Below are 12110 nucleotides of genomic sequence, written 5' to 3'. Positions count from 1 at the left end.
ACGCAGCCGAGGCGGAGGCCGCGACAGCGGCCACGGCGGAAGCGACGGCGGAGGCGACCGACGCGGAGGCCAAGGACGAACGCGGCAGCTGACACGGCGTCGGGCACGACGCCCGACCAGTGACGACGACGGCGGGTGTCCCGGGTGAACCGGGTCGCCCGCCGTCGTCGTCCTCCCGGCGCGAGGTAGCGCTACCCGGCGCGAGGTAGCGGACGCCCTCCCGCGCATCCCCGGCTCTCGAGTCTGCCCGCAGCCGATGAGCGTCCACATCCCGACCCACGGCGGCCTCAGGCGCACTCCCAGAACGCCACAGTCGTCGCCATGACAGTCCCACCCCACGCGGGCGCGATCCGCCGAATCTGCGACATCCTCGCGAGCATGAGGGCACCCGGCTCACGACTCCGCGCCCTGCTGAGCGCCGATGTCATCGACCCACCACGGGTTCCGGTACCGGCGAGCATGGAGCATGCCGACCCGGCGGTCGTGGCGGCACGCGTCGAGAGCGGCGAGCTCTTCGCGACCCGCGGCGGGGTGATCCCCGACCTGCCGGTTGAGGAGTCGTCACCGTACTCTCGGGAGATCCTCCGCGTGGCTGGCACGCTGGCCGCCAATGCCCGCGGCATGTTCTGGTTCAGTCATGCCACCGCTGCCCACCTGCACGGCGCCTGGACGTACGCGACGCCGCTGCTGGTGCACGTGACGCACGACTTCCACCCGCACGTCGCGCGGACCACCGAGCCACTGGTGCGCCGCCATCACACCCGACTACGCCCGGGCGAACGGACCGTCGCTGCCGGTGTCCCGGTGACATCGCCCGAGCGCACACTCGTCGACTGCCTCCGGACGCTGCCCGCCGCGGGTGCCCTCGTCGTCGCCGACTCCCTGTTCCGCCGGGGTGCCGACCCGGACGAGGTGTCGAGGATCATGAGCGCCTCCAGGGGCAAGCGGGGGATCGTCCAGGCGCGCCGGCTCCTCGAGGTCTGCGACCCACGCTCCGGATCTCCGGGCGAGACGGCCACCCGGCTCGTCGCCATCGACCAGGGGCTGCCACGGCCGGAGTGCCAGATGGAAGTGAGGACACCGACGACGACGCGGTTCGTCGATTTCGGTTGGCCCGACGTCGGAGTCGGCGTGGAGTTCGACGGGGCGGTCAAGTACTCCGGAGGGGAGTACGGGGACCCGGAGGACGTTCTGCTGACGCAGCGGCTCCGCCATGACGAGCTCGAGGCGACAGGCCTCACCCTCCTGCGCGCCGGGTGGCGCGATCTCTCCGACCCGCTCGCCCTCGGTCGCCGCATGACCGTCGCCTACTGCACCGCGCGGCGCGCGCGAGGCCTCTCGTAGCGCTACCTCGCGCTACCCAGCGCTACCTCGCGCTACCTCGCGCTACCTCGCGCCGTCCAGCGCTACCTCGCGCCGTGTCGGGGGACGACGACGGCCCGGTCATCGCGAGGATGACCGGGCCGTCGTCGTCCGACCTCGCCGACCCTGCGGTCAGCGGCGAAGCGTCACTCGATCGAACCCTCGATCTCCCGCACGAACGAGTACTCGTTGGAGTCGTCGTACGAGTAGATCCCGATGAACGCGGACGACGGGTCGTTCGCCTCGTTGAGAGGACCGGTGCCCGACACACCCTGGTAGTCGATCTCCTCGCCGGCATCGAGCGCGGCGACCGCGTCCTCGAAGGTGGAGACCTCCGTGCCGCCGTTCGCACCGGACACCGCGCGGATGTTGTCGGCGATGGTGCGGCCGTCGGTGGCGCCACCCTTCACCGCGGCGAGCGCGGCGAGCATGGTGGCGTCGTAGGACTCGGCGGAGTACGAGTAGTCGGCCAGCTCGCCGCCCTCGTTGTCCGCGTACCAGGTGTTGAGGCGCTCCTTGAAGTCGTCCTCCGCCTGAGCGCCGGGCAGCGTGCCCTGGACGCCGGCCAGCGTGCCCTCGTCGAACTGGTCGCCGTAGTTGGACAGGTTGCCGTCGCAGAAGTACGTGGTGCCGTCGAACTCCCAGCCCTGGGCCACGAGCTCGTTGACGATCGCCACGGTCTCCTCGAACGCGATGATGACGATCGCGTCCGGCTCGGCGGCGAGCGCGGCCGTCACCTGGGCGCCGAAGTTCGTCTCACCGGGAGGGAACTCCTCGCCGGCGCCGCCCGCACCGTAGACGACCGAGCCGCCGCCTGCCTCGATGGCCGACTGCGTGTGGTCGCGCAGGCCGGTCCCGTACGCCTCGTTCTGGACGAGCATCGCGACGTCCATGTGACCGTCGTCGAGGATCAGCGAGCCGAGCGCCGCGCCCTGCACGGTGTCCGGCGGGGCGGTGCGGGCGAAGAAGTCGCCGTACCCGGAGAGGTCGGCCGCGGTGTTCGCGGGCGAGATCTGCATGACCTCGGCCTCGGCGAACGTGTCGACGACCGAGAGCGAGACGCCGGACGAGGCGGCACCGATGACGGCGGACACGCCGTTGCTGATGAGGTCGGTGGCCGTCGAGCTGGCGACGGACGGGTCCGTCGTGTCCCCGGAGTCGCCCCACTCGACCGTGACGTCGTTGCCGAGGACGCCGCCGGCAGCGTTGATGTCCTCGATGGCGAGGCCGACGCCTGCGATCTCGGGCGGGCCGAGGAACGCCAGGGTGCCGGTGACAGGCAGGATCGTGCCGATGGAGAGCGGCTCGGCGTCGCCCATCGCCTCCTCGGTCATCTCCTCGCCGGTCGACTCGCCCTCGGGCTCGCCGTCGGAGGCGCAGGCCGCGAGGCCCAGGCTGAGAACTGCGGCAAAGGCGATGCCCTTGGCAGCCGTCATGCGTCGATTCATGTGCTTCCCCTTCGGGGTCGGACTTCCTACGGCCACTCAATGCCGCATGTAGTGGCGCTGAACCTAACTCGATTGTGTGACGCACATGTGTCAGATGCGCCACATCGCCGGGATCGTGACGAACCTGTTATGTGTCTCACATTCGGGCCGGCCGCGCATGCCGCCCGCGCGCCCGCCGAGCCGCGCGTCAGTCGCGGAGCTGGGTGAAGGAGGCGGTCTCCGGGTCCGCACCGGTCCGTCCCTGCACGCCCGCCTCGAGGCCCTCGACGGCGGCCGTCTGCGCGTCGTCGAGCTCGAACGAGAAGACGTCGATGTTGGTGGCCTGCCGCTGGGCGGAGAGCGACTTCGGGATGACGACGAGCCCCTGCTGGACCTCCCAGCGCAGCACCACCTGTGCCGGCGTCACGCCGAGCTCGGTGGCGATCTCCGTGACCGCGGGAGCCTCGAGATCCGCGCCCCGGCCCAGGGGCGAGTACGCCTCGACGGCGACACCGTGCCGGCGGCACGCCGCCTGCACGTCCGCCTGCTGGAAGGTGGGGTGCACCTCGATCTGGTTGACCGCGGGCACGACCTGCGACGCGCTGACCAGCCGGTCGAGGTGGTCGGGCAGGAAGTTCGAGACCCCGATCGCGCGGACGGCACCGTCGTCGAGCAGCTTCTCGAAGGCCCGCCAAGTCTCGACGTAGAGGTCCTTGCTCGGGACCGGCCAGTGGATCAGGTACAGGTCGACGACGTCGAGCCCCAGGGCGCGCCGCGAGCTGTCGAACGCGCGCAGCGCCGACTCGTATCCCTGGTCCCCGTTGCGCAGCTTGGTGGTGATGAAGAGCTCGTCGCGCGGCACCCCCGAGGATCGCAGCGCGGCGCCCACCCCGTCCTCGTTGTCGTAGCCCGCCGCCGTGTCGACGTGGCGGTACCCGAGCTCGAGCGCCTGCTCCACGTTCGCCTGGGTGCCGTCGTCGGGAACCTGGAAGACGCCCAGGCCCACCTGGGGGACCTCGACACCGTTGTTCAGGGTGATACTGGGAACTGTCATGCACGACATGGTGTCTTGTGCTGGTGCGATGGCGCGCGCTCGCGTACCGTTGGGGCTGTTGCAGTGTGTTGCTCGTACCGGGACGGTTCGCCGTCCTGCGTCGGCGCGGACGCGTCGTCAGGATTGACGCGGTCCGTCGGCGGACCTTGGACTCTCAAGATCAAGAGTTGGCGACGAACACCGTGATGTGCGCCCCCGACAAGCGGGGACGCCGACTCTTGAAGGAGTACCCATGGCCACCGGGACCGTGAAGTGGTTCAACAGCGAGAAGGGCTACGGCTTCATCGCCCCCGAGGACGGCACCGCTGACGTGTTCGTCCACTTCTCCGCCATCCAGTCGCAGGGCTACCGCTCGCTGGACGAGGAGCAGAAGGTCGAGTTCGACGTCACGCAGGGCCCGAAGGGTCCGCAGGCGGAGAACGTTCGCCCGGTCTGATCGACCGAGTGACGGCCGCCTGACGGCGGCCCACCTCGAACGGACGGCCCGTCCCCGTCGCCTCACGGCGGCAGGGACGGGCCGTTCGTCGTTCCCGGAGCCGTCCGGTCTTCGCGGCCGGCCGGGAACCGTGGCGATGCACCGCGCGTTCTCGGGACATGGGCTTCCTCGACCGACTTCTCGGCAGGTCACGCGACGAGCGTTCCGACGTCCCCGGCATGACGCACGGCAGCACGCCGCGCGTGCACCGGTCCTCCGCCTGGACCTCCCCGGACGGGACGTACCAGCAGCCGACGACGGCGCGGCCCGCCCCGTCACCGTCGGACACCTCGAGCGGCGGGCCCGGGGCGGCACGCACCCCCGACGACGTGGCGGTGGGCCGCTACCGGTACCTGCTGCGGACGGCACCGCCGGACGCCGTCGAGCAGGCCCACACCGAGGCCTTCGCCCAGCTCACCCCCGAGCAGCGCCGGCAGGTCCTCGCGGAGGTCGGCGCCGCGGTCCCCGCCTCCGAGCGCGCCACGTCCGACGACCCGCGGTCGCTGGCCCGGATGGCGACCCGCGCGGAGATGCGCAACCCCGGCACCCTGGAGCAGACGTTCCGCGGCCAGGGCGGCGGCAACGGCTCCCCCGGCTTCGGCGCCATGGTCGGTTCCAGCCTGCTGGGCACGGTGGCCGGCGTGGTGATCGGTTCGGCCGTGGCGAACGCCCTGTTCGGTCCGATGTTCGGCGACCCGACGACCCGGGTCGCCGAGGACGCCGCCGCGGCCGACGGCGGAGAGGCGGGCGCCGACGCCGACGGCGGCGACGCAGGTGCCGACGCCGGGGCCGATGCCGGCGGCGACGAGGGCTTCTTCGGCGGGATGTTCGGTGGTGACGGCGGCGGGTTCTTCGGCGGCGACGGCGGCGGGTTGGACGGCGGGTTCGACATCTGACCCGCTATCTCGCGGGCTCCAGGAGGCGGAGGAAGGCGCCGAACTGCTCCAGGTCGCGCACGGACGTCGGCAGGTAGTCCGTCAGCCGCGGTGACCGGATCACGACCGCGCACCACTGGCCGCGCGAGACCGCGACGTTGACGCGGTTCCGGCTCAGGAGGAACCCCATGCCGCGCGGTACGTCCTCCGGGGAGGAGGCCGCCATGGAGAGGATCGCCACGGGAGCCTCCTGTCCCTGGAACTTGTCCACGGTGCCCACCGGGACGTCGTCGAGCCCGGCGGCCTCCAGGGCACGCCGGACCGCCCAGACCTGCGCGTTGTAGGCCGCGACCACGATGACGTCCACCGGCTCGACCGGTCGTCCCGCGGCGCCGGGAGCTTCGACCCAGGTCCGTCCGAGCACCGCGCGCACCTGCCGCACCACCTCGTCGGCCTCCTCCGCGGACGAGACGGCGCGGCCCTCGTGCGGCACGAGCACCTCGTGCACGCCGGGCTCGACCCCGGCCAGCGACCGGCCGTGCGCGGTCGCGTGGGCGTGCAGCCGCCCGTCGTACGCGAGGTCCGACACACCGGCGCAGAGCGCCGGGTGCATGCGCCGGGAGGCAGGCAGGAAGTACCCGAGCCCCTCGGGCAGGGTCTCGTGCCCGTCGGCCAGCCACCCGAGCGCGGAGCCCGCGACCGCCGGGTCCGGATGCGTCCCCTGGGACACCTGGGGCAGCTGCTGGGGGTCGCCGAGGAGCAGCAGCCTCGAGGCCGCGCGCGCGACCGCGATGGTGTTCGCGACGGCGAACTGACCCGCCTCGTCGACGACGAGCAGGTCCAGCTCGCCCTCCGGCCACCGCTCGTGCGCGAAGTCCCACGCCGTGCCGCCCAGGACGCACCCGTCGCCGTCGTCCCCGGCCGTCGCGGCGAGCTTCTGCAGCGCGTCGGGCGACATCGGCTGCCAGGGCACGTCGTCCGGGTCGCCGGCGGACGACTTCTTGGCGACCTGCTCGGGCGGCACCCCGGCACGGAGCACCCCGCGGAGCAGGTTGCCCACCACGGCGTGCGACTGCGCGACGACGCCGACGCGCCAGCCGCTGCCCACCAGCGCGGCGACGACGTGCGACGCCAGGTACGTCTTGCCGGTCCCGGGCGGCCCCTGGACCGCGAGGTAGGACCGGTCGAGGCGCCGGACCGCCTCCTCGACGGCCGCCACGACGTCGGGCTCCCCGTCGCCACCCACCACCGGTGCCGGGAGCCCTCCGACGACGCGGGGCGCCCGTCGCTGGAGCAGGTCGGTCATGGGCCCGGCGGGCAGACGGTCGGCCGGCGGCGTCCCGTCCTCGGCTCCCGCACGCCATGCCTCGAGGGCCGCCGACGCCGCCTCAGCGGTCGCCCGCTCCTGCGGTCCCGCCCGCACGAACCCGTTGATCGAGAGGGCCGACGGGGCGTCCGCGTGCGGCTCGTGGCCGCGGCCCACCGCCTCCCGGACGGTGAACACGTCGCGCTCGCGCCCGCCCTCGGCGACCCGGCGCACGCCGATGATCTCGACCTTGTCGTGGCACCCGCGCACCGCGCGCGGGCCGATCTCCCCCACCACCTCGGGCCCCGGGGCGTCGTACAGCAGGAAGGCTCCCGCGCCGACCCGCAGCTCGGAGCCCTCGACCGGCGGGCACCTCAGCTCGAGGACGCGGGCAGGCGTCTTCCGGCCCGGTTCGACCTCCCAGTCGCGCACCACCCGGCAGCTCTCGACCACCGAGGCCGACCTCCGGCCGGGCCACTCGTCGGGCGGCAGCTCGAGACGGGCGTAGTGCGCGTGCCAGAACGGCTTACCCTCCCGCCGGTGATACCCGACCGCCGCCCCGAGCAGGCTCAGCGCGCGGACGGCCGCGGCCTCCTGCGGGGTGTGCGGGTGGGCGTGCTCGACGGCGGCCCGCACGTCGGCCTCGAGCTGGTCGCGGGCCGCCCGCGCCTCGTCGACGGCGATCTCCTCGGGCACGGCCAGCGGCGCGGCCACCGCGACCTCCACGGGGCCGACCACCTGGTCGTGGGCCCACCGCAGCCAGTCGAGCAGCCGCAGCGTGGAGAGGCAGTCGTACCGGTTGTACTCCAGGATCTCCGCACGCCGGGACGCCGCATCGTCCTGCGCACCGGCCGCGACGAGGTCGCAGTACTCCGCGTACTCCACCACCGATGTGGCGGCGTCGGTGACGCCGGACCGTGCGGCGTCGTCGCCCATGTACAGGGGCTCGAGCTTCTTGATCGACCGCGACCGGTGCGAGATGCGCAGCCCGGACCGGACCGTCGCGTACAGGTCCACGAGGACCCCGGCCCGCAGGAGCTCGTCGACCTCCTCCTCGTAGACGCCGTGCCGTGCCGCGATGGACAGCAGATGGGTCCGCTCGTAGGCGGCGTAGTGGTAGACGTGCATGTCCGGCCAGCGACGGCGCCGCTCGGCCATCTCGTCCACGAACGCCACGAGCGCACGCGCCTCGTCGGCCAGCGAGTCGGCCCACAGCGCGTGGAACGCCGGCCGCCCCTCGTCGTCCAGGTCCCGCGTGACCCAGCCGAAGAGGTAGTCGATGCCTGACGCCGCGGGCGCCCCCACGCCGTCGGCGGGCGTCCACAGCGGGTCGCCCTCGAAGTCGAAGAAGACGTCGCCCTCGCTGGGCGGGGGCAGCCGCTCGACGGACCGCGGGTCCGTGAGCGCCCAGCGCAGCTCGTCCGGACCGTCCTCGGTCTCGATCTTCACCGACCCGTGCCCGGGCTCGGTGCCGAGCTGCAGCCCGGCCTGGAGCCGCAGCCCGGCGAACCGGTCGGCGCTCATCCCGGCGGGCGCCTCGGTCGCGGCGGCCAGCGCCTCCCTCGTCGTGATGCCGGCGTCGCCGAGCCTCGCCCGCTGCGACGCGTACACCCCGGCGACGAGGAGCACGTCGGAGTGCGCCTCTGCGTCCTCCGCGCAGTCGGGGCACTGCCCGAGGCGACGACAGGCGGTGTGCCCCGGGGCGTCCCACTCGACCGGCGCACCGCGACCGACGTGCCGTTCGACGATCTCGAGCAGACGGTCGCGGCGTGCGCGAAACACCGGCAGCACCTCGGCCAGCAGGTGGTCGGTGCGCTCACCCGTGCCGAGCACCAGGTGGGCGTGCTCGGTGGGATCGATGCCGGCGGCCAGGAGCTGGTCGGCGTAGGCCGCGAGCTGCAGCACGGCCCGGACCTTCTCGCGGCGTGCCAGCTTGGTGTCCCACACGGCGTAGCGGAGGCCGCCGTCGCGCACCAGGAAGTCCGCGCGGCCGTGGAACCGGCCGTCGAAGAACGAAGCCTGGTAGACGACGTCGGCGCCTCGCTCGAGCGCGGCGAGCGTGCGGTCGTGCGCGGCGGCGAGGTCGTCGACGTCCGTCCGGCGCGGCGTCTCGATCGCGGCGACGCCGCCCGGGCCGTCACCCGAGGACCAGCCGAACCTCTCGACGAGCTCGCCGAGGACGGCGCGTTCGTGGGACTCCCCCAGGGCGGCCGTGCGCTCGAGCATCTCGTCCGGAGCACGGACCCGGCCGGGGGTCCGGCCGAGCACCTCGTCGAGACGACGCAGCAGCGCGTGCTCGCACTCCGCGGCGACGACCAGGTCGCTCGCCGAGTGCACCAGCCGCCGTTCGGTGGCACCCGTCGGCGGCAGGCCACCACCCTCGCCGTCGTTCAGCAGGAACATGCCACAGGTCTATCAGCGCCCTCCGACATGGACCTCGGGCCGCGCGTCCGCCATAGTAGGGCCCGCGCGATCACGAAGGAGCTCCATGTCCGTGCGGTTCAACCCCCCTCCAGGCTGGCAGGTGCCACCGGGCTTCCGGCCCGAGGCCGGCTGGTCGCCCGACCCCGCGTGGCCCCCGGCACCGCCGGGCTGGGAGTACTGGGTCGAGGAATCGGCGGCGCCCGCCCCGTCGTACGCCCCGGCCTCCGCCGCGACGGCTCCTCCCGCACCCCGGCCGCCGCAGGACGTGAGTGCGACGGCGGTGCTCGCCCCGGTCACGGCGTCCGCGGCCTCCGCACCGGCGCCCGCCGTCCCCCCGGCGGCGCACCGGCCGGCCGACCCGGCGCCCGCACCACCGCCACCACCGGCGACGCGAACCGACGGCCCGCCCGCGCCGTCGTCGGGCCCGGCGCACCCGACGGAGCAGGCGACGACGCCGGTGCCTCCCCCGGGCCGTGCCCAGCAGACGCGCAGCACGACGGACCCCACGGAACGCCCCGCCCGCAAGCGCCGTCCCCCCACCATGCTGGTCGCCGGGGTGGCTGTCGCGTGCCTGGCGCTCGGCATCATCGTCGGGGCCGTGTTCTCGATGGGTCAGACCTCCGACGCCCGCCAGGCCGTGGCCGACGCCGACCGCGAGGTCGAGGCCGTCCGGGCCCTCGAGGAGCAGCTCGAGGCGGACCGCACCGCGCTCGACGAGCGCAGCGACGCCCTCGACACCCGGGAGAACGAGCTCAAGGAGCGTGAGTCGGCGGTCGACGAGCGGGACGCGGAGCTCACGAACCGCGAGAACCAGATCGCCGAGGCCGAGGAGCAGCGCCAGCAGGAGGAGCAGCAGCAGCAGGAGCAGAATCAGGGCCAGCAGGGCGACGGCAGCTGGTGGTACTGGGACTGCCAGAGCGCCCGGGACTCCGGGGCGGCGCCGATCCAGCAGGGTCAGCCCGGCTACCGCAACGGCCTCGACCCCAACGGCAACGGCGTCGCCTGCGAGCCCGGGGAGTAGCTCCGGATCTCGGGGTGATCCCCGATGCCCGGCCACGGTGGTCGCCCGTACGGTGAGCACGTGGTCGACGTCCTCGGGGCCCAGCTGTACGCCTGGTCCGCCCTCATCGCGCTGCTGCTGTTCGCCCTGTTCGTCCGCCGGGTGATCGGCGTCCGGCTCGGGCTGCCGCGCACGCTGCTCGCCGCGGCGGTCGGCACGACGCTCGGCCCCGCACTCGTCACCGGGATGCTGCCGGTCCCGGATCCGTCCGCCGACACCCTGGACCTGCTGCTCTACACGGCCCTGCTCTCGGTGGTCGCCCTGGTCGTCGCGCTGTTCGCGCTGGCCGTGATCGAGATGCTGGTCCCGCACGGCACGCTGCCCGGGCCGGTCAGCACGGTCCGCGCAAGCCTCGAGTCGGAGCTGGCCACGCTCGTCCCGGTACTGCGTCGCCTGCCCCGCCGCGTCGACCGCATCGCCGACGCCGTCGAGCACGGCCGGCTGCGGGTGAACGTGCGGCTCCTCGCCGATCCCGCCGACCGTCGGTTCGTCACCCGGCTGTGGCACCAGGCGCTGCTCGTCGTGCTCGCCTGCACCGCCGGCCTGATGTCCGTGGCCCTCTACCTCGCGGCGCCCGGCCCGATGGTGACCGACGACGTCGGCGTCTTCCACGTGCTGGCCACGGCCCTGCTCGCCGGGTCGGTGATCCTCGTGATGCGGCTGCTCGTGGTGATCTTCCGCGGCGTCGACGCCGAGGGGCCGGGCTGACCGGCGGGGTCAGACGCCCGCCAGGTCGGACCCGACCACCGCCAGCGTCCCGAACGCGACGCCCCACAGGACGATCGACACGATCTGCCAGCCGATGACGGCGTTGCGCGACGCGCCGAACGAGACCATGGCCGCGGCGGTGATCTGGCTGGGCAGCACGGTCTGGCCGAGCAGGCTCACGCCGGGCACTCCGAAGCGGTCGAACCGCTCGCGGAGCTTGGCACGGCGCGGCGAGTCCGGCTTGCCGCGCCGTGCGACGGCGGCGGTGCGCACCCGGGACGTGGTCAGCACGAACACCAGCATGGAGATCACGTTGCCGACGACGGCGGCCGCGACCGCGACCACGGGGTTCAGCCCGGCGAGGACGCCGAGCACCGACCCCGTGTAGGACTCGATGAACGGGATCGCCCCGGCGAGCATCACCCCCACCCACTGCAGCAGCGGCGGCAGGGACTCGGTGAAGCTCTGCAGGTTCTCGATCATGTGGTGCTCCCAGGTCGTGGCGTTCGGACGTGATCCCATCCTGGGGGCGCCATCGCGCGGAGAGCAGTGCCTGGACGCACCGGTTCGCGTGGCCCTCTCACGGTTGCGGGATGACATCCGTCATGCCACCGGCACCGGAGCCCTCAGGCCGCCTGGAGTCAGCCCGTGACCCGGGACGCCGGGTCCCTCCATGGGTCCACCGTCTCGACGCCGGCGTCGGCGAAGTGCCGCGTGTTGCGGGTGACCACCACCGCGTCACAACTCCGGGCGACGGCGGCGATGATCGCGTCGAGGTCGCCGCTCGGCCGACCGGCATCCTCCTGCTGGTGCCGCACGGCGGCGTACTCGACAGCGGCGTGCTCGTCGAAGGGCAGCACACGGTCATGGAACCGCTCGGCCAGGATCGCGAGCACGGCCTCCCCCAGGGCGTCCCGGCGTCGCCCCGCCGGCAGCCGTGCCAGGCCGAAGAGCAGCTCACCCACGACCACCGACGTCGTCCAGAGGTCCTCGTGCTCTCGCAGCCACGCCATCACCCGGACGTCTGGTTCCCTGCGCGTGAGCTCGGAGATCACGTTGGTGTCGACGAGGTACCTCACCGGCCGAGCTGCGCGGGCGGTCGCGACGGGGACGCAGCGCGGTCCGGGATCCAGTCGTCGTCCCAGCCCGGGTCGTCGTGAACCGCGGCGAGCAGGGCGCGCGCGCGATCGATCCAGTCCTCGCCGCGCCTGCCCGAGGCATGCGCGCCGCCCGAGGGAGGTTGCCAGGACAGATCGACGCCGGTGGCCGACACGCCCCGTGCCAAGATGTCGCGCGCCTCGGCCTCCATGGACCGGCGATGCTCCTTCGCCTGGTCCTTCATCCGCGCGTGCAACGCGTCTTCGAGCCCACGCACCGTGATGGTCTTGGTCATCGCATCCTCCATCGTGACAGCACAAT

Annotated in this window: 11 protein-coding genes; 5 read left to right on the top strand and 6 right to left on the bottom strand. The window is 73.2% G+C overall.

Annotation, left to right across the window (positions count from 1 at the left end; genetic code table 11):
- Positions 1-378 precede the first annotated feature (378 nt).
- Complete coding sequence (locus AC3RJ8_RS00840; RefSeq protein ID WP_489714086.1) at positions 379-1344, top strand: type IV toxin-antitoxin system AbiEi family antitoxin domain-containing protein; 966 nt, start codon at positions 379-381, stop codon at positions 1342-1344.
- A 164-nt stretch (positions 1345-1508) separates the two neighbouring features.
- On the opposite strand, the gene AC3RJ8_RS00835 is transcribed toward AC3RJ8_RS00840, so the two are convergent.
- A complete protein-coding gene (locus AC3RJ8_RS00835; RefSeq protein ID WP_489714085.1) occupies positions 1509-2810 on the bottom strand; it encodes an ABC transporter substrate-binding protein in 1302 nt (433 codons plus the stop codon).
- Between the two features lie 187 nt (positions 2811-2997).
- The gene (locus AC3RJ8_RS00830) at positions 2998-3843 is read right to left on the bottom strand and encodes an aldo/keto reductase (RefSeq protein WP_489714084.1); all 846 of its coding nucleotides are present in this window, start codon (positions 3841-3843) and stop codon (positions 2998-3000) included.
- 232 nt (positions 3844-4075) lie between these two features.
- On the opposite strand from AC3RJ8_RS00830, the gene cspE reads away from it, so the two are divergent.
- Together cspE and AC3RJ8_RS00820 are read left to right on the top strand one after the other, a co-directional pair.
- Complete coding sequence (cspE, locus tag AC3RJ8_RS00825) at positions 4076-4279, top strand: transcription antiterminator/RNA stability regulator CspE (RefSeq protein ID WP_407320086.1); 204 nt, start codon at positions 4076-4078, stop codon at positions 4277-4279.
- Between the two features lie 218 nt (positions 4280-4497).
- A complete protein-coding gene (locus tag AC3RJ8_RS00820; RefSeq protein WP_489714083.1) occupies positions 4498-5214 on the top strand; it encodes a hypothetical protein in 717 nt (238 codons plus the stop codon).
- 4 nt (positions 5215-5218) lie between these two features.
- Here AC3RJ8_RS00820 and AC3RJ8_RS00815 read toward each other — a convergent pair whose 3' ends face one another.
- The gene (locus AC3RJ8_RS00815; RefSeq protein WP_489714082.1) at positions 5219-8902 is read right to left on the bottom strand and encodes a TM0106 family RecB-like putative nuclease; all 3684 of its coding nucleotides are present in this window, start codon (positions 8900-8902) and stop codon (positions 5219-5221) included.
- Between the two features lie 85 nt (positions 8903-8987).
- Between AC3RJ8_RS00815 and AC3RJ8_RS00810 the strand changes: the two genes are divergently transcribed.
- Complete coding sequence (locus AC3RJ8_RS00810; RefSeq protein ID WP_489714081.1) at positions 8988-9944, top strand: excalibur calcium-binding domain-containing protein; 957 nt, start codon at positions 8988-8990, stop codon at positions 9942-9944.
- Between the two features lie 60 nt (positions 9945-10004).
- Positions 10005-10691: a hypothetical protein gene (locus AC3RJ8_RS00805; protein ID WP_489714080.1), complete on the top strand. Its 687-nt coding sequence runs from the start codon at positions 10005-10007 to the stop codon at positions 10689-10691.
- Between the two features lie 9 nt (positions 10692-10700).
- Here AC3RJ8_RS00805 and AC3RJ8_RS00800 read toward each other — a convergent pair whose 3' ends face one another.
- From AC3RJ8_RS00800 to AC3RJ8_RS00790, 3 genes are all read right to left on the bottom strand, one after another.
- The gene (locus AC3RJ8_RS00800; RefSeq protein ID WP_489714079.1) at positions 10701-11174 is read right to left on the bottom strand and encodes a hypothetical protein; all 474 of its coding nucleotides are present in this window, start codon (positions 11172-11174) and stop codon (positions 10701-10703) included.
- Between the two features lie 158 nt (positions 11175-11332).
- Positions 11333-11770 carry a type II toxin-antitoxin system VapC family toxin gene (locus tag AC3RJ8_RS00795; RefSeq protein ID WP_489714078.1) on the bottom strand — a complete coding sequence of 146 codons (438 nt, stop codon included), beginning with the start codon at positions 11768-11770 and terminating at the stop codon, positions 11333-11335.
- Positions 11767-12084: a FitA-like ribbon-helix-helix domain-containing protein gene (locus AC3RJ8_RS00790; protein ID WP_489714077.1), complete on the bottom strand. Its 318-nt coding sequence runs from the start codon at positions 12082-12084 to the stop codon at positions 11767-11769. The genes AC3RJ8_RS00795 and AC3RJ8_RS00790 overlap by 4 nt, the downstream gene beginning before the upstream one ends.
- Between the last annotated feature and the right edge of the window lie 26 nt (positions 12085-12110).

This window comes from Isoptericola sp. MSGPD8_1_ISO-PGPR-S23-394, from assembly GCF_058072785.1.
This window is presented reverse-complemented; position numbering and strand designations above follow the sequence as displayed.

Coding starts and splice junctions, on each gene's coding strand:
- AC3RJ8_RS00815 (WP_489714082.1), bottom strand. CDS start 8,902: ATGTTCCTGCTGAACGACGGCGAGGGTGGTGGCCTGCCGCCGACGGGT.
- AC3RJ8_RS00835 (WP_489714085.1), bottom strand. CDS start 2,810: ATGAATCGACGCATGACGGCTGCCAAGGGCATCGCCTTTGCCGCAGTT.
- AC3RJ8_RS00840 (WP_489714086.1), top strand. CDS start 379: ATGAGGGCACCCGGCTCACGACTCCGCGCCCTGCTGAGCGCCGATGTC.
- AC3RJ8_RS00830 (WP_489714084.1), bottom strand. CDS start 3,843: ATGACAGTTCCCAGTATCACCCTGAACAACGGTGTCGAGGTCCCCCAG.
- AC3RJ8_RS00820 (WP_489714083.1), top strand. CDS start 4,498: ATGACGCACGGCAGCACGCCGCGCGTGCACCGGTCCTCCGCCTGGACC.
- cspE (WP_407320086.1), top strand. CDS start 4,076: ATGGCCACCGGGACCGTGAAGTGGTTCAACAGCGAGAAGGGCTACGGC.
- AC3RJ8_RS00810 (WP_489714081.1), top strand. CDS start 8,988: ATGTCCGTGCGGTTCAACCCCCCTCCAGGCTGGCAGGTGCCACCGGGC.
- AC3RJ8_RS00800 (WP_489714079.1), bottom strand. CDS start 11,174: ATGATCGAGAACCTGCAGAGCTTCACCGAGTCCCTGCCGCCGCTGCTG.
- AC3RJ8_RS00790 (WP_489714077.1), bottom strand. CDS start 12,084: ATGACCAAGACCATCACGGTGCGTGGGCTCGAAGACGCGTTGCACGCG.